Raw genomic sequence first — 21848 nt, forward strand, 5'->3', positions numbered from 1 at the left:
CGTGCGCTTCGCGCCGCCAGGTGGAACCGGCGGCGAGTTCAGCTTTGGGTAGTGGTTTTCGCAATCATATTGATCTTTGTCCAGTTATTTTTAATGTATTTTTTGCGATTTTTGGGTGAAGTGACTGAGTGAGCCGCGCGCGTTTTATCTCACATGGTCCGAAGCGGAAATTTTGCTGGCTCACCACCCGCTCCCGACCGTAAACACCGTGCGCATGTCACTGCGCTCCCGCGCCCAATGCTCCTCCAACTCCGCCAGCGGCAGGGCCAGCGTCTCGATTCGCAGCCCCGCGGGGGCGACGGCGCCGAATACGCCCCTTACCGCATCGAGCAGGCGGGCGAGGCTCACGCTGCCCATGCCGCTGCCCAGCAGCGTAATCGGCGCGGCGCGCAGGACCGCACCCGGCAGTGCGATCCCGGCGCCGCTGATCGAACCGATCTGGACGAAGCGCACGGACTGCGTTTCCGCGCCGGCCTGCGCGGCGGCGATGAGCAGGGCGCGCGCGCTCGTCCCCCACAGGTAGTCGAGCACCACGTCCACGCCTTGCGCGAAGAGAGGCTCGAAGGCGCGCACGAGGCTTTCTTCGTCCTGCTGCAGCGAGATCGTGACGTCGGCGCCCAGCGCCTTGAGCGCTTCCAGCGAGGCCGCGTTGCGGCCGGTGGCGATCACGCGTCGTGCGCCCAGATGCCTCGCGATCTGCACGGCAAGTTTGCCCGAGGTGCCCGTGGCGCCATTGACGAGCACCGTTTCGCCGGCTTCGAAGCGGGCGCGTTCGGCGAGTGCCGCCCACGAAGACAGGCCCGGAATGGCAATGGCGGCGGCCGTGACGTCGTCGAGCGCTTCGGGCAGCGGAACGCATTGGGCCGCTGGCACGAGCGTACGTTCGGCCAGCGCGCCGAAGGGCGCATGCGGCCCGAAGAAATAAACACGCTGCCCATTGTCGAGGCGACCGGTGCCGTCGATGCCGGCGACGAACGGAAATGCGCCTGTCGACGAATAGTGCTTGCCCGCTGCCCTGGATCGCGCCACGACGCTCAGCGCGGACGCGCAAACGTCGATCCGGCGATGACCTTCGAGCGCGCCGGGATCATCGAAATCGGCGAGAACGGGGGGCTGGCCCGCGGCGGCGACGATAGCGGCTTTCATTCGAACTCCTGATGGTATGGGGGCTGTCAATGCGCTTCGACCCACGCGCGCAGCGCCGTGTCGCGGATGTCCAGCACTGCGAAGAGGCCGATGGCGCGCAGCGCGGGCAGGATCGCGGCGAGGTCCGCTTCGGCCTGCTCGCGCGCGGCGGCGCTGGCCGCGGGATCGGTCATCACGCGCGCATTGGCGAGGAAGGCTCCGACCGTGCCTTTGCGGATCGTCGTGCCTTCGAGTTCGACGTGGTCGAGGTGGTCGGGAAGAATCTGGTCGGCTCGCATGGGGCGGGGCTCCGGAAGTGATGTCATGAGGCGAGTCTAGGCGTGCGCGAGCGGCCGGTCTCCGGTATAACAGCCATTCAATACGGAGTTCCCGCCATGAGTCTCCCCTTGATCCGCCCCGATCTCGTGCTTTCGCAAAGCGGCCCGTTTCTCGCGGCCGCCGAACTGACACAGAAGGAAAGTCGCGAGACCGCCCCGCATGCTCACGCCCGCGGGCAACTGATGGGCGCGCTGAGCGGGCTGGTTTCGGTGGGCGTGGATACGCAACGCTGGGTGGTGCCGGCCATCCACGCGATCTGGATTCCACCGCACCGCGTGCATTCGGTGAGTTCGTACGGGCCGTTTGCGGGCTGGAGCGTGTTCATTGCCGAGGCGCGCTGCGCGGCGTTGCCGCGCGAGCCGCGCGCGATTCGCGCCACGCCGCTTTTGCGCGAGGCCGTGCGCCGCGCGGCGACGTGGCCCGGCGCGGAACTCGACGCGGCGCAGGCCCGCGTGGCGGAGGTGATCCTCGACGAGCTGGCGGCTTCGAAGGCGGAGTTGCTGGGATTGCCGCGTCCCACGGATGCGCGCCTCGTGCGCATTGCCGACGCCCTGGCGAGCGACCTTGCCGACAACCGCGGGCTGGAAGCGTGGGCCGAGTGGGGCGGGGTGTCGTCGCGCACGCTGAGCCGCCGCTTCGTGGCCGAGACCGGCTTTAGCTTCGCGCAATGGCGCCAGCAGGCGAGACTGATGCGTGCGCTGGAGCGGGTGGCGGACGCCGTGCCGGTGACGACGATTGCGCTCGAACTGGGCTACGACAACGTGAGCGCATTCATCGACATGTTCCGGCGCGCCACAGGCACGACGCCGGGGCGTTATCTGGCCGACATGGGGGAAGCTTCCGGGCCGTTGTCGAAGCCGTGAGCGAGTGCCGGGGTGAAGGCGGTTGCCTTGGCGCGCGGACTCGGCGTGCCGCTATGTGCCGCCATGCGCCGTTATGCGCCGCCGCCCAGCATCGTGCCGCGGCAAAGGCTCGAACCGCAGCGGCAGGCGTAGAGCAGCCGCGTCTCGACCGGCGTGTCGGGCTCGACTTCCAGGGCGTAGTCGATGAACAGTTCCGCGCCGGCTGCGATGTCGCAGACCGCGTCGATGAACACGCGGCCGCCGATCTCGATCGTTTCGCAATTGGCGGCGCAGGCGTGATTGAGCCAGCGCGCGCCGTTCCCGCCGCGGCCGCCGTCGATCACGCGCCCGTCCGAAAGGCCGAACAGGAAGGTATGCGCGCACTCGCCGCGCGATTGCCAGTGACGCGCCGCTTCGCGCCACGTCGTCACCTTGCCCCGGTATTCGAAGATGCGCTCGCCGGCGTGCAGCGCCTGCAAGGCGAAAACGCCTCGCCCATGAATGGGCGAACGGTGTATGGAGATTCGTCTCATGATGGTCGCGCGCGTGACGGGTGCGCGCAGTATAGGCGGGCAATATTCCGTCGAGTGTGACAGTTGCGAGACGGTCAATTCAGGTTGATTCGCAGGACTGAGGGTCAGGCGGAAGTCGCGCGGCGATCAGGGCAGGGAGAGCGAGGGGGAGGAGTGCGGCGTTCGGTGCAAGACCAGGCCGCCGCGCCGCCTTTTGAGTCACTTGCTGGTTACTTCTTGTCTGCTTACTGCTGCTTGGCGTCGGCCTGCTTCGGCTTCGGCGGCGATTGCACCTTCGCGTATTCGAATGCCGGCGTGGCCTTCAACGCTTCCTTCGTTGCGCCGGGCAGATAGAGGTTGCCGTTGTGCACGTCGAGCGAAGCGATGGGCACGGCCACGTCATGCACGCCGACCCCGAGGAAGCCGCCGGCCGAGACGATGGCCGCCGAAACCGTGCCGTCCGGCGCGATGATCAGGTCGCGGACCACGCCCACCTTGACGTTGCTGTCGTTGTACACGGCCTTGCCGAGCACGCTCTTCTTCACGCTCCAGCCTTCGAGGAGCGCCTGCGATTGCTCGACGGTCACGCTGAGCGGCTGCGTGCCGGCGACCTGCGCGTAAGCACTGCTGGTGGCCACGCCTGCGGCCAGAACGGCTACTGCCAACATCGTCTTGCTCAATGCCATCTTGTTGTTCTCCTGTTTGAGATCGGAACGCTTTTGCGAGCCATGTTGCCGACGGCGACAACCGGATGCCGCCACCCCAGGCCCGTACTGCACCAGAACCGTGCGCGGCAGCAGCGCGCGAACGATTCGCGAGGCGATCCGTCATGTTAGCGAGATTGTCGCGGGGCTGCGCTCAGAGTGCACGATCGCACGGTCGCCGGTGCCGCAGAGGCGGCTTTCAGCGTCTCCTTTTTGTTCGACCGGATCACCTGCGCGAGCCGCTACACGAGCGGCACATAAAGCGACTCCGAGGTGTTGCCGTAGCCGAGCACGAGGCCATTGTCATCTGGCGCAGGGCGCAACGCGAAACGCGAGAGCGGCGCCGGCGCCATCTCGTACTCGCGCGCCGCCGCTGCGATCCGCTCGTCCGGAAACACGCCGGGCAGGCGGACGGTGAGGTGCATGCCGCTGTCGCCGCCCGTCACGTTATGCGGTGTGTCCAGATGAGCGGCGAGGGCTGCTTGCAGCAGATCGCGGCGGCTGCGGTAGAGCCGGCGCATGCGCCCGAGGTGCCGGCTGAACTGACCGCTTTCGATGAACTCGGCCAGCGCCAGTTGCTCATGGCGATGGCCCCCGCGCAACAGTTCGCCGAGCAGCGGTGCGGCGCGCGCCGCCAGCGCCTCGGGCAGCACAAGAAAGCCGATGCGCAGCGCGGGGAACAGCGTCTTGCTGAAGGTGCCGACATAGAGCACCGGCGCGTGCGGCACGAGGCCCTGCATCGCGCCCACGAGCTCGCCCGAGCGGCGGAATTCGCTGTCGTAGTCGTCTTCGATGATCCATGCGCCGTGCGCCAATGCCTTGTCGATCAGTTCGAGCCGGCGCGGCGCGGGCAGCACCGCCCCCGTCGGGTACTGGTGCGAGGGCGTGCAGTAGATGAGGCGCGGCGTGCCGTTGGCCCAGGCTTCGGCGTCGGCCTGCAGGCCGTCGGCATCCACGCGCACCGGCCGCACGCTCAGGTCGCCGCACTGGAACGCCGTCTGTGCGCCGCGATAACCGGGGTCTTCGACCCATGCCGTGTCGCCGGGATTGGTCAGGAGCCGCACGCACAGCGCGAGCGCTTCCTGCGCGCCTTCCGTGATGACCACCTGTTCCGGCTCCGCGCGCACGCCGCGCGCCACCGCCAGATGGCGCAGGATGGCCGCTCGCAGCGCCATGTCGCCCTGGGGCGTGCCGTAGCCTAGTGTGTGCGCGCCGCCGCGCGCGATGGCGCGATCGAGGCAGCGCTTCCAGACACCGAGCGGGAAGCGGCCCAGCGCGGGCACGCCGGGGCGGAAAGCGAGCGTGTCCGCGCCGTTCTGCCAGCTTTGGCGAACTTGCGTGCCGCGCGTGGCGATCGCCGGCGCGGGGGCGGTGCGGCTCGCGCGCCGCGCGGACCTCGGCCGTGCGAGCGCGGCCACGCGGGTTCCTTGCCGGCTCAGTTCGATATAGCCTTCTGCGCTCAGCAGTTCATAGGCGGCCGTTATGCTGTTGCGCGACACGCCGATCGCGGCGGCCAGCGCGCGCGAACCGGGCAGACGGCAGCCCGACGGCAGGCGCCCTTCCAGGATGCCGCCGCGGATGCGATGGAGCAGTTGCCGCTGGAGGGACTCGCCCTCGCGATCGCGCTCGAGCGGTGTTTCGAGCAGAAAGTCCACCAGCGAATCGGGCGTATCGTCGGTCATGGGCAAGGGCGGAACGGTTCCTGAGGCGCAGGGCGTGGCACCACCAGAATTGGCATCGGTGGATCCTCTATAGGAGCCACGAAAGGCGTAATCTAGCACACGATCCCATCACTCTTGCTGGAGCAATCCGTGACTCAGCGCCTCAACGAATACGGGCAACCCATAGGCGAGCCGGTTGCCGGCTGGACGCCGCGCGCGCGGCCCGAAGCCGTCGTGCTCACGGGCACGCGGTGCCGCCTCGAACCGCTCGACGCCGCGCGTCATGCCGACGATCTCTTCCTCGCCTGGGGCAATGCGCCCGACCATCGCGACTGGACCTATCTTGGCGTGGGGCCGTTCGAGCATGCGGAAGACTTTCGCCGCTACATCGAGGCCGCGGCGCAAAGCACGGATCCGCGTCACTACGCGGTGATCGATCTCAGGACGGGCCGCGCCGTGGGCAGCCTGGCGCTGATGCGGCAGGATCCGGCCAATGGCGTGATCGAAGTGGGTCACGTGACGTTTTCGCCGCTGCTCAAGCGCACGCCTGTTTCGACCGAAGCGCAGTTTCTGCTGATGGCCTATGTCTTCGATACGCTCGGCTATCGGCGCTACGAGTGGAAGTGCGACAGCTGCAACGTGCCTTCGCGCACGACGGCCGCGCGGCTGGGTTTCACCTTCGAGGGGGTTTTCCGCCAGGCGATCGTCTACAAGGGACGCAATCGCGATACGGCGTGGCACTCGATCGTCGATGCGGAGTGGCCGCCGCTCAAGCGCGCTTTCGCGGCCTGGCTCGCCGCGGAGAATTTCGACGAAGCGGGGCGGCAGCGGGTCTCGCTGGCCGACATGCGGGCGAGCGGGGCGGGCGGGGCGTAGGCGTCGCTGGCGGGGCGGGTATGCAGCGCACCGTCCTGTTTTATCCGCCGATCAGCTTCAACCCCGCCGGCAGCGACTCGCCGAAGATGCGCCCCGTATCCGCGTGATCGAGCGCGACCACTTCGCGAACCATGGCGATCCACGCGGGTGGCGCGCCGCCCGCCGTGAGCCGCCGCACGATCTCCTCGCGCAGCGGATCGGCCAGGTCGCGCGAGCGGTCGCCCGTCATGCGCGCAATCTGCACGGCGGCGAACATGGCCGGCTCCACCTTGCGCCAGTTGTGCGCGAGTATCGCTTCGAGCCAGCGCGTCGCCACGTCGGGCGGCACCACGCCGTGCGCGCTGCCATAGAACGGCAGGCGCGCGCCGATGCGCCCCACGGCCCACCAGCTCTGCGGATTTTCCGAGGGTTGCGCGAGCCGTTCGAGCAGGCGCTCCGCGATCGCGATCTTGCGCTCGACCGCAATGTGTTCGAGCGACGCGTAGAGGCGGACCATATCGGCCTGGCCGAGCTTCGCCGCGTCGAAGGGCAGCTTGTGGCGCTTCGACGCGGCCGCTTCCTCGAGCCAGTCCATCGCTTCGAGCACCTGCTGCTGGGCCGCTTCGGGCAGGCCGCCGGCCGTGCGGCGCCAGAGCGTCCACCATTCGGACCAGACCTGGCCGTCGTTGACGTGCTGGATGCCGTCGTCGAAGAGCGTCCATAGCTGCTCCACGCGCCATTCGTCGAGCGGATAGCCGAAGCCGGGGCGCACGCAAAAGCCCGCGAGGTTCAGCCAGAGCCGTTCGTGATCGGCCGAGCGCCGGCGCCGCCCCGCGCGCTCCCACAGGACTCCGAACAGTTCGCGCAGCAGCGGCCCGTCCCAGTTTTCGCGCGGGCCGAGGCACTGTTCGAGCTGCTGGCGCAGGCGTTTCACATCCTTGGGGTCGCCCTTGGCGGAAGGCGGGCCGAACACGCGGTCGATCAGGGCGATCGCGGCGTCGAGCGAAGGGTGGCGCGTAATGGCTTCGGCTTCGCTTGTGGCGTCCTCGCGCCTGAGCTGGAATTCCAGCAGCCAGCGCTGCGCAGGGTCGTCGGTGGCGATGCAGTGCACTTCCAGCGTGCCCAGCTCCGAGAGCGACGTCATGAGCTTGACCTCGCGTTCGCGCGCACCGTCTGCGCCGTCGTGCGGCACCACGGTCGCGAGCGGCGGCAGGCGCACGAAGTCGGCCGTCGAAACGTCGGCGATCTCGCCGGCACGCCATGCCGTGTCGGCCACGGTGGAGACGAGGTGGAACTGCACCGGATGCCCGAGGCGCAGTGCGAAAACGCGTTCGTCCAGATGCACTTCGTGCGCTTCCTCGGTGCCGCGCGGCAGCAGGCAGACGCCGCGCTGTGTTGGCTCCGCTTCGTCGAGCACGAGGAAATAGCTGCGCGGCGAGCCGCCGCCGATGCGCGGCGCGTAGCCCCTGCGCGCGAGCGCATAGGCCACCGCGCCGCGCGCGACGGCGATGTCGGGCTGATCGTTGTTGAGTACCTTGAGCGGCTGCCCGCGCCAGCCGCCGAGCGTTTCGGCCAGCCGCTCCGAGAGGGCGCGCGCGCGGAACACGCCGCCGTTCAGCAGCAAGGTGTCGGGAACCGGGAGCGCTTGCGCTTCGTTTTGCGCTTCGCTGTGAGTCTTGCCAAACGCTTCGCGCGACTGCGCGGCGAAACGGTTCAGGAAGGCGGCGACGTGCCGCGTGACGGCCGGATCGGCGGCATAGGGCAGGCCGAACTCCACGAGCGCCGCTCGCGCGCGGCGCGGAAGATCGTTCGCTTCGCCGTGCGGAAAGAAGCCGTCCACGACAACCTGTTCGACTTCCTCGCGGGCGAGCTGCGTGGTCCGCGCGCCGCCGATCAGGCGCGAGCCCGTACCAAGCAGCGTGACCGGCACGCTGGCGGGCGCCGCTTCGTCGAGCAACTGCTCTTTCGCGGCGCGGCACCGTTCGACGAGCTGCGAGAGCGCGGCCGCCGAAAGACGCGCCTCGCCCGGCTGCGCGGCAAGCCGCGACTCGACGAGATGCGCGAGCGCGAGATCCATGTTGTCGCCGCCCAGCATCAGATGGTTGCCCACGCCGATGCGCGTGAGCCGCGGCTCGCCGCCCTCGATTTCGACCTTGATGAGCGTGAGGTCGGTCGTGCCGCCGCCCACGTCGCAGACGAGCACGAGCTTCGTGCCGGCCAGCTCGGCGCCGAGCGTCGCGCGATGATGGAACAGCCAGTCGTAGAACGCGGCCTGCGGCTCTTCCAGCAGACGCAGCGCGGGCAGGCCGGCGAGCCGCGCGGCCTCCAGCGTGAGCGCGCGCGCGCCGTCGTCGAAAGACGCGGGCACCGTGAGCACCACGTCCTGGGCTTCGAGCGGCGCATGCGGAAAACGCCGGTTCCATGCGGCGCGCACCTGCGCGAGGTAGCTCGCGCTCGCGGCAACGGGCGAGACCTTGGCGACGTCGTCCGCGGCGCCCCACGGCAGGATCGGCGCGAGACGGTCCACGGCCGTATGCGAGAGCCAGCTCTTCGCACTGCTGACGAGTCGCCCGGGCACCTGCGCCCCCAGCACGCGCGCGAAGCGGCCGATCACCGCGGGCGGCACGGCGCCGGATTGCGCGGATTTCTCAGGACTCCATGGCAACTCCGTGCTCTCCGGCGCGAGTTCGCCGGGAGCCGGGTGATAGCGCGCGGAAGGCAGGAGCGGCGCCGTGCCGACCTCTCCCGCGGCCACGAGCTGATCGACGTCGAAGACGCGGATCTGCCCGCCGCCGGCCTCGACGTAGGCCACGACCGTGTTGCTCGTCCCCAGGTCGATGCCGACGAGGTACGGCTTCATGGGCGTCAGGCGCCGCCGCGCACGTCGAACTCGACTTTCCAGCGCTCGCTGCTGCCCGAGGGCACCGCTTCGAGTTCGAGCGTGCCCGCCTCGGTCACGCGTGCGTGCAGGCGCACCGGCACGATGTCACCGGGCGTGCGGCCTTCGGTCGGCAGCGTGGCCTGGATTTCATCGAGTTCCTGCAACTCCTCGGGAGACCAGTAGTCGAGCATCGTGCCCACCTGGTCCTGGCGGCGCACCGACGAACCGAAGAAGCGGAAATGCACGGGCTCGCCCACGACGAGACCGAATTCCTGCGGGGGCAGGGCCGCGTCGGTGCCTTCTTCCATGCCGAAGGGTGCGACGCACAGCGCCGAAACGGGCGGCTCCAGGCCCGGCACGGCCGGCATGGCCGACTCGATCGCCACGTAGTAGGCGCGCGCCGTGCCGCCGCGAATGCGCACGCCTTTGCCGCGCTTCACGTAGCCGTAGTAGGCCGCGCCGCGCGCGACCGCGAGGTCGAGGTCGGCGCCGCCCAGCAGGCGCGCGGGTGCGACGCCTTCGGCGGCAAGCCAGCCGTTGAGCACGTCGAGAATGCGGCTTGCGAGCAGTTCGGACTTGAACACGCCGCCGTTGAAAAGGACCGCCGTGGGATGCAGGAAGCTCGCGCCTTCGGGCACCGCGTCGGCGAGGCCTTCGAGGTTGGCGAGCGCGCCCACCTGCTTGCCGAGGAAGGCTGCCAGATGGCGCGTGATGCCCGCGTCCTGCGCATACGGCAGGCCCAGTTGCGTGAGGCCCGCGCGTGCGCGGCTCACGGGCCGCGCCGCTGCGTCGACAATCGGGAAGAAGCCTTCGAGGATCGTCTGCGTAAGTTCGGCGCGCGTGAGCTCGGTGCGGATCGAGCCGCCGATCAGCTTCGAACCGCGGCTCGGCACGACGAGGGGCACCGCGTCCGCGCTCTGGTCGTTGAGCAGCGTTTCCTTGGCCGCGCGGCAGGCGTAGGTGAGGGCGCGCAGCTGCCACGGATCGGCCTGCGTGCCCTGCGCCGCGAGCTTGCGCGCGACCACGTGGGCGAGCGCGAGATCCATGTTGTCGCCGCCGAGCAGGATGTGGTCGCCCACGGCCACGCGATGCAGTTCGAGATTGCCCTCGCGCTCCACGACGGCGATCAGCGAGAGGTCGGTCGTGCCGCCGCCCACGTCCACGACGAGGAGGATGTCGCCGACCTTGACCTCCTTGCGCCAGATGCCGCCGCTTTTCTGGATCCAGCTATAGAGCGCGGCCTGCGGCTCCTCCAGCAGCGTCATGCGGGCATAGCCGGCCGCCTGCGCGGCCTCGGCGGTCAGTTCGCGCGCGGCCGGATCGAACGAGGCCGGGATCGTGACGGTGATGTCCTGATCGACGAAGGGCGCTTCCGGATGCGCGTGATCCCACGCTTCGCGCAGGTGCGTGAGGTAGCGCACCGAGCTTTCGAGCGGCGAGACGCGCGCGACTTCGGGCGGCGCGTCGTTCGGCAGGATGGCGGCGCGGCGGTCCACGCCCGGATGGCAGAGCCAGCTCTTGGCGCTCGACACCAGGCGGATGGGCGTGCCCGCGCCGCGGCTGCGCGCGAGTTCGCCCACCGCGTAGTCGCGGCTCGCGGTCCAGGGCAGCGTGAGGTCGCCGGGCGTGAGCTCGCCCGAATGCGGCAGGTAGAGGAACGACGGCAGCAGGTTCGGCGTTTCGAGCGTGCCGGGCGCCGTGAGCTGCGCGATGGGCAGCACACCCTGGTTCGTCTTTTCGCCTTCGCTGGCGGCGAGATCGACAAACGAGAGCGCCGAGTGCGTGGTGCCGAGGTCGATGCCGATGCAGTAGCGCGACTCGCTCATAGCTCCACCTCCGCCGGTGCGATCACGCTCACGTCGTGGGTCTTGACGAGCTTCGGCAGTTTCACGTCGGCCACGCGCCAGCCGCGGTGCGCAATGCTGCCGGTAAACGGCGCCGCGCCGACCACGTTGCCCGTGAGACGCACGGCCGTGGCGTCGAAGCCTTCGGGCAGCGTGACGCGGCTGCCTTCGGCCTCGTCGCGCACGGGGCGGATCGTGAAGTGCTCGCGCAGCGTCGAGCGGCAGCCCTCGTGGACGAGGCGCGCGGCCGCGCCGATGTCGGCGTCCGAATAGCCGGCAATGTCCTCTTCGACGAAATCGACGAAGCGCGCGTTGCGCTGGAGCAGGCCGAGCAGTTGCAGGGCGGAGTCCGGGCTGGCGGCTTCGATAGCGGGTGCGGGCGCTGCGGCCGGCGCGGGGTGCGGTGCGCTTACCGGGGCAGCCGGCGCGACGGGCTGGACGGGCGCCGTAACGGGCGCCGCTTCGCCATTACGCAGGCGCTGCACGTTCGCGGCGAGCTTGCCGTCGCCGAGAATGGCAAAAAACGATCCGACGGCAACGGCAAGCCGGCCGGCGAAAGACAGATTCGATTCGGTCATGAAAGACTGCTCCTCAAGGCTCGCGTGTACGGCGAGCGGGCCTGAGCCGGTCCCGATAGGGCGCGATGCGCCCGGAGGCCGGCGGGAATGGGGAGGGCCCGGTGCGGACCCAAAACCGCTATTTTGCCTTGTCGCGGTGACGAGTCGGGGAAAATACCGACTCGGGAACGGAATGGAGGGCTGAGTTTGGCGCCCGCAGCGCGGCTGCTACCGGCCGCCCGCGGCCGCCGTCTTCACGGCAGCGCCGGCTGCCGGGCTCTCGTCGATGCGGCGGAAGATCAGCGCGGAGAGCAGCGTGATGGCCCCGACGCAGGCGAAGCTCATGCGGAACCCCGCCGTGATCGTGCCCCACTGATCGGCGAACAGGGTGACGAGCGCGCCGCCGATCGACACGCCCAGCCCCATGGCGAGCATCTGCACCATCGAAAAGAGGCTGTTGCCGCTGCCGGCGTCTTCGTGGGAGAGCCCCTTGAGCGTGATGCTGTTCATGGCGGCGAACTGCATCGAATTGGCCGCGCCGAACACGGCCAGCACCGCCATTTGCACGGCGAGCGGCGTGCCGCGCGAGATCAGTGCGAACGCAACGATCGATCCGCCGACAACGAGCGTGTTCACGAGCAGGAACAGGTCGTAGCCATAACGGCGGATCAGCGGCGCGATCCAGCGCTTGGCGATGGCGCCGGCGAGCGCGGCGGGCAGCATCATCAAGCCGGAACGCAGCGGCGTATAGCCGAGTTCGAGCTGCATGAGGAGCGGCACGAGGAACGGCACGGCGCTCGAGCCGATCCGGCACACGAGATTGCCGATCAGGCCGACACTGAAATTCGGCTCGCGAAAGAGCGCGAGCTTGAAGAGCGGATTCGCGCGGCGCCGCGCATAGGGCACATACGCGAGCGCGGCGGCGAGCGCCAGCACAAAGAGCGCGACGGACCACGCGGTGCGATGCGACTGCATGGGCACGTCCACGGCGAGCGAAAACGCGATCATGCACAGCGAGAGCAGCGCGCAGCCGGCCACGTCGAACGGCGGCGCGGCCGTGCCTGCCGCGCGCGGCAGGTAGCGCAGCACCGCGATCAGGCCGACCGCGCCAATCGGCACGTTGATGAGGAAAATCCAGTGCCACGTCGCGGCTTCGACGAACCAGCCGCCCAGCGTCGGCCCGACGATCGGACCGACCTGGCCCGCCACCGAAATCATCGCGAGCGCCGCAACGTACTGCTCGCCGCTCACGGCGCGCAGCACGGCGAGCCGCCCGATGGGCAGCAGCATCGACCCGCCCACGCCTTGCAGCACGCGCGCGACCACCAACTGGCCGAGCGTATGCGCGCTCGCGCAGCACAGCGAGCCGAGCACGAAGATCAGAATGGCCGTGAAATAGACGCGGCGCGTGCCGAAACGGTCGGCGAGCCAGCCGGAGGCTGGCGTCAGCATGGCCATCGTCAGCGTGTACGCGACGATGACCGGCTGCATCATGAGCGGCTTCACGCCCAGGCTGCGCGCCATGGACGGCAGGGCGGTATTGACGATGGTGGTATCGAGCGCCTGCATGAAAAAGCCGGCGGCGACGATCCACAGCAACGCGGTATGACTTGAATCCTTGTTCATCGGTACGGGTGGGGCGCCATTGCCCTGGGCGGGCGGGGAGTGACGGCGCATGGCGTGCGCGCGAGTCAACCCTTTGCGCACTTGTCGGCACCCGTTAATCATATTGTCATTGCGGGCAATCGGGAACCCCGCTGGCGGCGTTGACTGTCATCGGCTTTACCGATAACAATGCCCTATGATCAATCCCTCCTGGCTCAAGACCTTCGCGACCGTTGCCGCCTGTCACAGCTTCACCGAGGCAGGGCGCCAGCTCGGCCTCACGCAGTCGAGCGTCAGCGACCATGTCCGGCGCCTCGAACACGCGGTCGGCCGGCGGCTGTTCGTGCGCGATACCCATTCGCTCGCCATGACGCCCGATGGCGAGGCCATGCTCGCGCACGCGGGCGCGATCCTGCAGGCCATCAATCGTGCCGAGGCGCAGTTCCGGGCACCGCGGCTCAAGGGGCGCGTGCGTCTCGGCTCCTCCGACGACATCGCGCTCGGCCCGCTGCCGACCGTGCTGGCTGCGTTTCGTAATGCGCATCCCGACGTGGAGCTGGAGATCACGATCGGCATGACCGGCAAGCTCTATGACCTGCTGGATGCCGGCGCGATCGATCTGATGGTGGGCAAGCGGCGCCTGGGCGACAAGCGCGGCGTGCCGCTCTTCACCGGGCGGCTGGAGTGGCTCGCGCGCACGGGCACGCTGGTGGACCTGACGCAGCCGCTGCCGCTGATACTCGTGGCCGAGCCCAGCGTGACGCGCGCCGTTGTGCTCGATACGCTCGCGCAGACGGATTTCCGCTGGCAGGTGGTGTGCACGAGCAGCAGCCACGCCGGCTGTATTGCGGCGGCGCGCGGCGGCCTTGGTATAACCGTGCGGCCGCAGTACCTCTCGGCGCGCGGGCTCGTGCCGCCCGTCAATGCGGCGAGCCTGCCCGGGTTGCCCGATGTGGAGTTCATCGTGCTTGCGGCGAAGCGGCTTAGCCGTCCTGCGGGAACGCTGCTGCAACTGCTGCACGAGAGCGATTTGCGCGGGGCGTGGATTGGGGAGTAGGCGGAGCGTGCGCTTGTGTTACTAGGCCTGACTGTGATCGGGCGATTCGCGGTTCAGCATGGTTTTCGGAATCGAGAGAATCAGGACGCAGCTCACGAGCAGGCAGGCGCCGAGCGCGTAGGTGCCGTTGTTGATGTCGCCGGTCAGGTCCTTCGCCACGCTCGTGATCATCGAGCCCGTGAAGCCGGAGAGATTGCCGACCGAATTGATGAGGGCGATGCCCGCGGCGGCGGCCGCGCCGGAGAGTATCTGTCCAGGGAACGTCCAGTAGATCGGCATGAGCCCCAGAATCGCGCAGGTGGAGATCGTGAGGAATGCGATCGAAAGCGGCACGTTGTGGGCGAAGAAGGCGCTCAGCATCAACCCGATGCCGCCGATGAACGCGGGAATGGCCGCATGCAGCCGCCGCTCGCCGGTCTTGCGCGAGTGCGAGGCGTTGCAGATCATCGCGACCACGGCGCTGAGGTAGGGAATGGCGGTCAGAAGGCCGATGTGCAGCGGGCTCGTCACGCCTGACGCGCGAATGATGGACGGCAGCCAGAACGCGAGGCCATAGAAGCCGGTATTGAAGCTCAGCAGGATGAAGGTGAGGAGCCACACCTGCGGATTCTTCAGCCCCGCGGCCATGCTGTGCGCCTTCGTCGTGCCTTCCTGTTCCAGGTTTCGTTGCAGCAGCGCTTTTTCGGCTGCCGTGAGCCATTTGGCAGACGCGATGCCGTCGCCCATCGTGAGCAGCACGATCACGGCAACGAGGATAGACGGCACGCCCTCCAGCAGCAGCATCCACTGCCAGCCGCCCATGCCCAGAACGCCGTGGATGTTTTCCATCAGCCACCCCGAGACGACGCCGCCAAGCGTCAGGCTGACCGGAATGGCGATCAGGAATCCCGACATCGCAACGCTCTGGCGGCGCGCCGGAAACCAGTAGTTCATATAAAGAATGATGCCCGGGAAGAAGCCCGCTTCGCAGGCGCCCAGCAGAAACCGGAGGAGATAGAACATCGTCGAGGCTTCGACATGAAAGAACCGCGCGAGCGGCGCGATGAAGGCCAGCGACGACGAGACGATGCCCCAGGTCACCATGATGCGCGCGATCCAGAAGCGCGCGCCGTAGCGGTGCAGCAGCAGGTTGCTGGGAATCTCGAAGAAGAAATAACCCCAGAAGAAGATGCTGGCGCCCACGGCATAAACGCCATCGCTCAGGCCGAGCGAATCGAGCATCTGCAGCTTCGCAAAACCCACATTGACGCGGTCCAGATAGGCCACGACGTAGCAGAGCAGCAGCAACGGCAGAATGCGGCGCAATACCTTGCGGTAGAGCTGCTCTTCCGCTTCGTCTATGACGGCAGGGGCGGCGGCGGCCTGGCTGAGCGTTGTCACGGGAGTCTCCTTTTTTGTGTTTGTTACCGGTAACTAAATTAGCACGACTGCCGCCGCGCGACAAGCCGGATAGCTGCACCGGGACCGGGAATTCCCTCGCATGACATCGCCGTGCGTTATCGCTAACATTTCCGGCCTGAGACTATGTCCCCATACAGGATGGACGTGGCTAAACAAAAAATCTGGAAGGTTTGGAGATTCGCGATGAACGAGAAGAGCCACAAGACCGTCCGCGGCGTGCCCATCGTCGTAACGCCGGGCAGCGGGGCGACCCCATGATCGCGCTCGACACCCTGGCCCTGGTGTACTGGTTGAGCGGGCGCGAGGACCTGAGCGAGACGGCGCGCAACACCATCGAAACCGAATTGAACGGCGGCGACATCCTTATTTCAACGATTACGCTGCTGGACGTGGCGCAGTTCGTGGAGGACGGCCGGCTCGCGCTGGCGATGGACACGCGCAGCTGGCTTTCGGCGCTGGTGGCGATCGAAGGCGTGCGCACGATACCGGTGAGTACCGCGATTGCGGCTCGCGCGGCGTCGACCTCTTCGGAGCTGAATTCGCATCAGCGCCTGATTGCCGCAACGGCCTACACGCACGGTTGTGCGCTCGTGACGCCCGAGGCCCGGATCGGAACTCTGGCTTACGTGGAAACGGTCTGGTGACTGGAGGAGAGGTGCCGGGAAAAAGACCGGCAGACCGCAGGTATGGATCACGGTCGTGCCGGTTTGAAATGAAGGTACTGCGGAGAAAGTGAAGCAGATGGCATGCCGCATATCACGCACGGCATGCCAGTGATGCGGGACTTCAGAACTGCGTCATGATGCCTGCGATCGCGCCGAACTGGCCGCTGCCGTAGTTCGGCGTCTGGCTCGTGCCGCCCTGGTTGGTGTTCGGGCCGTAAGGATCGGCGTAGCCGTTGCCGAGACCCACGTTCGAGGTTTTGCTGTTCTCCACGTAGGCCAGTTCGGTGTACAGGAACGTGCGCTTCGAGAGGTTATAGGTGCCGGCCAGCGTGTACATCGTCGCGTTGCCGTTGCCGTTGTTCGCGTTGGCGTGGTACACCGCGCCCGTGAGCGCTACGGCGGCGTTGGCCTGCCAGGCGAGACCGAGCCATTCGTGGTCCACCGCCGTGACGGGGGTGGCGCCGCCCGGCAGCGTGCCCGGCGTCACGCCGTAGCTGCCGTATGAACCATCGGGAGCGGCCAGATGCTGGTAGCCGACGAAGGCCTTGAGCGGGCCCCACGTCAGATTGCCGCCGGCCATGGCCGAGCGCGAATACTGGTAGACGTTGTCGAACTTGCCGTTGGTGTCGCGCGTTTCGTCGTAGATCGCAAGCAGTTCGAAGCTGCCGCCCGTGTACATCGCCTTGAAGCCGTCGGCGCGGCCCTGGCCGCCGCCCACCTGGGCGGGACCGCTGCCGCACGGGCTCGAGCTCGACGCGCTGCAGCCCGGTGCACTGTTCCACGACGGGCTGTTGGTGAGTTCGTACTGGCCCTTGAGGGTCAGCCCGCCCATCGACGGCGACGTGTACTCGGCGCCGTTGCCGGCCTGGGCCCAGTTGCGGCCGCGCACGAGCGTCGCGATGGCGTACTGCTGCATCAGTTGCGGGTCGATATCCCAGCTGTCCTGCGAGATTTCGCCGGCGCCGATGTTGCCGAGCTTGAAGGTACCGAAGCGGTCGTTGCTGAGACCGACCGTGGCATGGCGGCCGAAGAGGCTGCCGTTCTGCACGTTGCCGGTCATTGCGCTAAAGCCGCTTTCCAGCTGGAAGATGGCCTTGCTGCCGCCGCCAAGATCTTCGGAGCCCAACAGGCCCCACCACGATTCGCCCCAGCCGCCGCTCTGCGCGCCGAACACATTGCCGCCCGGAATGCCGGTGCGGTAGACGAGGCCGTTGTCGATACGGCCATACAGCGTGACGCTGCTCTGGGCCTGAGCGCCCGCGGTCAGCGCGAGGAGGGAAAGAGCGATGATGCTTTTTTTCATGTTGAACCTGTAGCTCGTTGTCTCGTCCATGGTCGAAAGTCTGTTTTGGTAATACGGGATGTGAAAGCGCTCGTGAGCGTTTCGAGCGAGATTCTAGACAGCCAGATATCAAGGACTGCTACTTTGACGGGTCAGGAAAACGCTGACGAAAATCCGCTTGCCAAGCGCGTGCAACGCCGCGCGGTTTTAGTGTGGTCAGATTGTCTGGTCGCATTTCGCCGGGAGGTAAAGGACGCCGTTTCACGCGATTCGGCCAAGGTCCGCTGAAGGCGGGCGCGGCGGGGCGGAGCGGCGCTTGGGCTCGCGCTGCATGGCACGAACTGCACAAGGCTTGTTGCAGATGAACAACGCGCATGAACGGGGCGTGGGAACGGCGCTGCGCGATATCGCCGAAGGTTTACCGGAAATGATCAGTTATGCTGATGACTATGTTTCGGTTCGGGTCAGTGCCAGGAGATCTTTGGGGTTCTCCCGCAGCCTGAAAATTTTGTCCGCAGGGCGCCGTATGATATCGTCACGTTACCGATAACAAAGCGCCGGCCCGATAAGGTAGAAGGCGTGTAATACGGACAAAGGACAGGAGATAGACAGTGGAGCGACGGGTGTCGAAGGCGGTGTTCAAAGCGAAGGCCTGCGAACTGTTCAGGCAGGTGGAGACCTTGGGGGAAAGCCTGATCGTCACGGACCACGGGCAGCCCACGATCGAGATCCGGCGCTATGCGGGCCGTCGCAAGCAGCCTATTGCGGCGCTGCGTGAGGCCATCATCCACTTCAATCCGGAGTCGCGCTGAGCCGGTCGCGTTCCCGCCTGTTCCGCCTGGGAGGCGGGATGACCAGCGCGCTCGCGACCGGCGCCGGTTCAGCCGGCGCGGCTTTTGCGCGCAGCCGCCGTTTGCCGCTGACCGAACGGCGCGGGGCCGGTGGAATTGCGCACGACGAGCTCCGCAGGAAACGTCGTGCGCTGCGACGCCGTGTCGAGCCCGCTGATCTGCGCGAGCAGCGTATTGACCGCGGAACTCGCCATTTGCTGAAAGGGCTGGCGCACGGTCGTCAGCGCCGGATGAAACTGCTCGGCCATCGGAATGTCGTCGAAGCCGATCACGGAAATATCCTTCGGAACGCGCAATCCGGCCTCGCGTGCGGCCGCGATGACGCCGAACGCGCTCTGGTCGTTGGCCGTAAAGACGGCGGTGGGCGGATTGGGCTGGTCGAGCAGGCCGGAGGCTACCTCGAACGCCGTGATCTGCGAGAGATCGCCGGTGACGATCAGTTCGGGGTCGTGCGGCAGGCCATGCCGGGCCAGCGTGTCGTGATAGCCGCGCTGGCGGTCGCGCACGCCTTCGATCGCTTCGTCGCCGCCGAGAAACGCAATGCGCTTGTGCCCGAGTTCGACCAGATGCTCCACGGCCATGCAGGCGCCGCCGTAGTTATCTACGGAGACCGAAGGAAAACGGTTCAGCGTGCCGCGCTGATCCACCACGACCACGGGCACGTTGGCCGCGGCGAGCGAATCGAGGCACATCGTCTCGCGCGGCAGGATCGCGATCAGGCCATCGGAAAACTGGCGCACGAGCTTGAGCACTTCCGGGTGCGAGCGGCTGTCGTCGGAGACGGTATAGACCAGCACCTCGCAACCGGCCGCACGCGCCGCGCGTCCTGCGCCGAGTATCAGTTCGCTTGCGAACTGCGTGTCGAGCGTGGGCGTGATGATGCCGATAATGCCGTTCTGGCCGCCCGAGAGTTTTTGCGCGGTGCGGTTGACGACATAGCCGATGTCGGAGGCGATGCGGACCACTTCGTCGCGCGTTTCGCGCGAGACGCCGGAGCGTCCGTTCAGTGCGCGCGACGCGGTCATCTGCGAAACGCCAGCCAGTCGCGCGACGTCTGCCAGCGTGGGGTTTTGCTTGGTCATGCCGTGACGAGCTTGTTGGTAAGTAAGTTAGCGTCGGCCTTGAGGCCGTTAGCGATATCGTTATTTCGGAAGGTATTCTAACAGAACCGGAACGGCGAGCAACCGGGCTCACTCCAATGGGTCTTACGGCCTTTCCTGCAGCCCTATTGCGGGGAAGCCGGCATGATGGCGTGAGCCTGGGAGAAGCAGGGCATGGTTGCGGGTTAACCCCCTCTGGCGAGAGCCGAACGATATAACTACCATTTCGTAACGTTAAGGCTAACGTTCCTAACGTAGATTAACCCACAAGACGAACGACAGGAGACATCAGATGGCGTATGCGGTGGTATCGAAGAGGGCGATGGGCGCGGCGGCGCTGCTTTCATCGCTGACCTTGGGTGGCGTGGCCCACGCGCAGGATGCGAAGGTGATCACGACGTGGGATCAGCAGACCAATGTGTCGTCGAGCAAGATCCTGCGGGACGCGTCCGATCGTTTCGAGAAGGCGAACCCGGGCTACAAGGTCGAGAACTCGCACATCCTGAACGATGCCTACAAGACCAAGCTGAAAGTCGCGTTCGGCGCCAACCAGCCGCCGTGCGTGTTCGCAACGTGGGGCGGCGGCCCGCTGCATGAGTACGTGAAGTCCGGCCAGGTGGTCGATCTCACGCCGTATCTGCAGAAGGACCCGTCATACCGCGATCGTTTCCTGCCGGCCTCGTGGAGCGCGGTGACGTTCGACGGCAAGACGTATGGCGTGGCGGCCGAAAACGCCTCGGCGGCGGTGATCTTCTACAACAAGGACCTCTTCCAGCAATACGGCCTCACGCCGCCCAAGACCTGGGACGATCTGATGCACGTAGTAAAGGTGCTCACGTCGCACGGCGTCGCACCGTTCGCGCTGGCGAACAAGAACAAGTGGACCGGTTCGATGTACTACATGTATCTCGTCGACCGCATCGGCGGCCCGCAGGTCGTGCGCGACGCGGTGGCCGGCACCGGCAAGGGCTTCGGCGATCCGGCGTTCGTCGAGGCGGGCAAGTACATCCAGCAGCTCGTGAAGGCGGGCGGGTTCGCACAGGGCTACAACGGCCTCGATTACGACGTCGGCGCCTCGCGCCGCCTGCTGTACTCGGGCCGCGCCGCGATGGAGCTGATGGGCGGCTGGGAAGCGTCGACGATCGCCAACGAAGACCCGGCTTTTTCGAAGAAGCTCGACTTCTTCCCGTTCCCGAGCGTGCCGGGCGGCAAGGGCGACCCGCGCGACGTGATCGGCACGGTGGGCGACGGCTTCCTGAGTATTTCGACCGAGTGCAAGTATCCGGAGCAGGCGTTCAAGCTGATCCAGGCGCTGACCGACGATCAATCGATGCAGGCGCGCGTGGGCGACCACAAGATTCCGCCGATCAAGAACGTGCAGATCGACGATCCGTTCCTCAAGCGTCTGCAGGCCCTGATCGTGGACGCGCCGAACGTCCAGCTCTGGTATGACCAGGCATTGCCGCCGGCCCTTGGCGAGCTGCACAAGGACACCACGCAGTCGCTGTTCGGCCTTTCGCTGACGCCTGAGGCCGCCGCGCAGCAGATGGAAGCCGCCGCGAAAGCGGGTAGCTGATCGACAGAGACAGACCGTCCCACAGGAAAGTCCTGCCGGCGCCGTCAAAAAGCGCCGGCAGGCAGACAAGCACGTGAACATCGTCCTTTCCGCCGTACCCGAACGCCGTCTGCGCATCTCGACGCAAGGGCTCGTCGCCGCCGCGTTTCTCGCGCCCGCGATTGTGCTGCTCGCGGTGTTCCTGCTCTATCCGCTCGTCTCCAGCCTGCGGCTTTCGCTGCTCGACTGGAACGGTCTGGGCAGCAACGCCCGCTTCGTGGGGCTCTCGAACTGGGCTCGTCTTGTGCGCGATACCGTGTTCTGGCAGGCGTTCGCGAACAACGTGATCCTTGCCGTGACGTCGATCGTCGTCGAGCTGCCCATCGCGCTCGCACTGGCCGTGCTGCTGGAAAAAGCCGGGCGCGGCTCGCGCCTGCTGAAAATTCTTTACTTCCTGCCGCTGCTCATGTCGAGCGTCGCGATCGGCGTGCTGTTCAAGAACGTCTACGATCCGAACTTCGGACCACTCAATGTCGGGTTGCGCGCACTCGGGCTCGACGCGCTCGCACAGGACTGGCTAGGCGACCCGCATCTCTCGCTCGCCTCGACCATTGCCGTGATCTGCTGGCAGAACACGCCGTTCTACATGATCCTGTTTCTCGCGGGCCTCTCGTCGATGCCCGCCGAGGTCAACGAGGCCGCGCGGCTCGACGGCGCTTCCGAATGGACCATCTTCTGGCGCATCAAGCTGCCGCATCTGCAGGGCACCGTGCGTACCGCGGTGCTGCTCTCCGTGCTCGGCTCGCTGCGTTACTTCGACCTCATCTATGTGATGACGGGGGGCGGGCCGGAGGGTTCGTCGGAACTGATGGCCACGTATATGTACCGCACCGTGTTCAGCTCGTTTCAGCTTGGCTACGGCAGCACGATCGGCTCGGCGATGTTCATCATCGTCTGCGCGGTCGCCGCGGTGTCGCTGCGTTTCACGCGCCGCTATGCAACCGAGGTGTGA

General features: G+C 66.9%; 20 protein-coding genes. 8 read left to right on the forward strand and 12 right to left on the reverse strand.

The features are described from left to right. Nucleotides 1-180: 180 nt before the first annotated feature. Together BAC01S_RS23590 and BAC01S_RS23595 are read right to left on the reverse strand one after the other, a co-directional pair. Complete coding sequence (locus BAC01S_RS23590; protein ID WP_027796978.1) at nucleotides 181-1146, reverse strand: quinone oxidoreductase family protein; 966 nt, start codon at nucleotides 1144-1146, stop codon at nucleotides 181-183. A 26-nt stretch (nucleotides 1147-1172) separates the two neighbouring features. Continuing rightward, nucleotides 1173-1424 carry a hypothetical protein gene (locus tag BAC01S_RS23595; RefSeq protein ID WP_027796979.1) on the reverse strand — a complete coding sequence of 84 codons (252 nt, stop codon included), beginning with the start codon at nucleotides 1422-1424 and terminating at the stop codon, nucleotides 1173-1175. A gap of 96 nt (nucleotides 1425-1520) precedes the next feature. Here BAC01S_RS23595 and BAC01S_RS23600 point away from each other — a divergent pair, with 96 nt between their 5' ends. Next, on the forward strand, nucleotides 1521-2327 hold the full coding sequence (locus tag BAC01S_RS23600) for an AraC family transcriptional regulator (protein WP_027796980.1): 807 nt from the start codon (nucleotides 1521-1523) through the stop codon (nucleotides 2325-2327). A 71-nt stretch (nucleotides 2328-2398) separates the two neighbouring features. Here BAC01S_RS23600 and BAC01S_RS23605 read toward each other — a convergent pair whose 3' ends face one another. From BAC01S_RS23605 to pdxR, 3 genes are all read right to left on the reverse strand, one after another. Then, the gene (locus BAC01S_RS23605) at nucleotides 2399-2839 is read right to left on the reverse strand and encodes an SET domain-containing protein (protein ID WP_027796981.1); all 441 of its coding nucleotides are present in this window, start codon (nucleotides 2837-2839) and stop codon (nucleotides 2399-2401) included. Nucleotides 2840-3063: 224 nt separating this feature from the next. Continuing rightward, on the reverse strand, nucleotides 3064-3504 hold the full coding sequence (locus BAC01S_RS23610) for a PRC-barrel domain-containing protein (protein ID WP_027796982.1): 441 nt from the start codon (nucleotides 3502-3504) through the stop codon (nucleotides 3064-3066). A 260-nt stretch (nucleotides 3505-3764) separates the two neighbouring features. Beyond that, complete coding sequence (gene pdxR, locus BAC01S_RS23615) at nucleotides 3765-5204, reverse strand: MocR-like pyridoxine biosynthesis transcription factor PdxR (protein WP_052408827.1); 1440 nt, start codon at nucleotides 5202-5204, stop codon at nucleotides 3765-3767. 129 nt (nucleotides 5205-5333) lie between these two features. On the opposite strand from pdxR, the gene BAC01S_RS23620 reads away from it, so the two are divergent. Beyond that, on the forward strand, nucleotides 5334-6059 hold the full coding sequence (locus tag BAC01S_RS23620) for a GNAT family N-acetyltransferase (protein ID WP_027796984.1): 726 nt from the start codon (nucleotides 5334-5336) through the stop codon (nucleotides 6057-6059). A gap of 40 nt (nucleotides 6060-6099) precedes the next feature. Here the strand turns inward: BAC01S_RS23620 and BAC01S_RS23625 are convergent, their stop codons facing one another. The 4 genes from BAC01S_RS23625 to mdtD form a co-directional block, all read right to left on the reverse strand. Beyond that, on the reverse strand, nucleotides 6100-8898 hold the full coding sequence (locus BAC01S_RS23625) for an Hsp70 family protein (protein WP_027796985.1): 2799 nt from the start codon (nucleotides 8896-8898) through the stop codon (nucleotides 6100-6102). Between the two features lie 5 nt (nucleotides 8899-8903). Continuing rightward, nucleotides 8904-10745, reverse strand: coding sequence for an Hsp70 family protein (locus BAC01S_RS23630; protein WP_027796986.1), 1842 nt, complete (start codon nucleotides 10743-10745; stop codon nucleotides 8904-8906). Beyond that, complete coding sequence (locus tag BAC01S_RS23635; RefSeq protein ID WP_027796987.1) at nucleotides 10742-11341, reverse strand: DUF2760 domain-containing protein; 600 nt, start codon at nucleotides 11339-11341, stop codon at nucleotides 10742-10744. The genes BAC01S_RS23630 and BAC01S_RS23635 overlap by 4 nt, the downstream gene beginning before the upstream one ends. Before the next feature lie 207 nt (nucleotides 11342-11548). Further along, the gene (gene mdtD / locus BAC01S_RS23640; RefSeq protein WP_156954519.1) at nucleotides 11549-12997 is read right to left on the reverse strand and encodes a multidrug transporter subunit MdtD; all 1449 of its coding nucleotides are present in this window, start codon (nucleotides 12995-12997) and stop codon (nucleotides 11549-11551) included. Nucleotides 12998-13121: 124 nt separating this feature from the next. Between mdtD and BAC01S_RS23645 the strand changes: the two genes are divergently transcribed. After that, complete coding sequence (locus BAC01S_RS23645) at nucleotides 13122-13982, forward strand: LysR family transcriptional regulator (RefSeq protein ID WP_027796989.1); 861 nt, start codon at nucleotides 13122-13124, stop codon at nucleotides 13980-13982. Between the two features lie 21 nt (nucleotides 13983-14003). On the opposite strand, the gene BAC01S_RS23650 is transcribed toward BAC01S_RS23645, so the two are convergent. Continuing rightward, nucleotides 14004-15362, reverse strand: coding sequence for an MFS transporter (locus tag BAC01S_RS23650; RefSeq protein WP_027796990.1), 1359 nt, complete (start codon nucleotides 15360-15362; stop codon nucleotides 14004-14006). A gap of 191 nt (nucleotides 15363-15553) precedes the next feature. Between BAC01S_RS23650 and BAC01S_RS23655 the strand changes: the two genes are divergently transcribed. Beyond that, a complete protein-coding gene (locus tag BAC01S_RS23655; RefSeq protein WP_245616662.1) occupies nucleotides 15554-16027 on the forward strand; it encodes a type II toxin-antitoxin system VapC family toxin in 474 nt (157 codons plus the stop codon). Between the two features lie 142 nt (nucleotides 16028-16169). On the opposite strand, the gene BAC01S_RS23660 is transcribed toward BAC01S_RS23655, so the two are convergent. Then, entirely contained in the window at nucleotides 16170-17351 is a 1182-nt protein-coding gene (locus BAC01S_RS23660) for a porin (protein ID WP_027796992.1), read from the reverse strand. Nucleotides 17352-17691: 340 nt separating this feature from the next. On the opposite strand from BAC01S_RS23660, the gene BAC01S_RS35395 reads away from it, so the two are divergent. Next, nucleotides 17692-17880 (forward strand): hypothetical protein, encoded by a 189-nt coding sequence (locus BAC01S_RS35395; RefSeq protein WP_218001768.1) that lies wholly within the window; start codon nucleotides 17692-17694, stop codon nucleotides 17878-17880. 61 nt (nucleotides 17881-17941) lie between these two features. Continuing rightward, the gene (locus tag BAC01S_RS23665) at nucleotides 17942-18142 is read left to right on the forward strand and encodes a hypothetical protein (RefSeq protein ID WP_027796993.1); all 201 of its coding nucleotides are present in this window, start codon (nucleotides 17942-17944) and stop codon (nucleotides 18140-18142) included. A gap of 68 nt (nucleotides 18143-18210) precedes the next feature. Here BAC01S_RS23665 and BAC01S_RS23670 read toward each other — a convergent pair whose 3' ends face one another. Continuing rightward, on the reverse strand, nucleotides 18211-19263 hold the full coding sequence (locus BAC01S_RS23670; protein WP_027796994.1) for a LacI family DNA-binding transcriptional regulator: 1053 nt from the start codon (nucleotides 19261-19263) through the stop codon (nucleotides 18211-18213). 310 nt (nucleotides 19264-19573) lie between these two features. On the opposite strand from BAC01S_RS23670, the gene BAC01S_RS23675 reads away from it, so the two are divergent. Both BAC01S_RS23675 and BAC01S_RS23680 read left to right on the forward strand, forming a co-directional pair. Further along, nucleotides 19574-20857, forward strand: coding sequence for an extracellular solute-binding protein (locus BAC01S_RS23675; RefSeq protein ID WP_027796995.1), 1284 nt, complete (start codon nucleotides 19574-19576; stop codon nucleotides 20855-20857). A gap of 73 nt (nucleotides 20858-20930) precedes the next feature. After that, nucleotides 20931-21848, forward strand: coding sequence for a carbohydrate ABC transporter permease (locus BAC01S_RS23680; RefSeq protein ID WP_174442460.1), 918 nt, complete (start codon nucleotides 20931-20933; stop codon nucleotides 21846-21848).

Source organism: Paraburkholderia acidipaludis NBRC 101816 (assembly GCF_000684975.1).
Classification (GTDB): Bacteria; Pseudomonadota; Gammaproteobacteria; order Burkholderiales; family Burkholderiaceae; genus Paraburkholderia; species Paraburkholderia acidipaludis.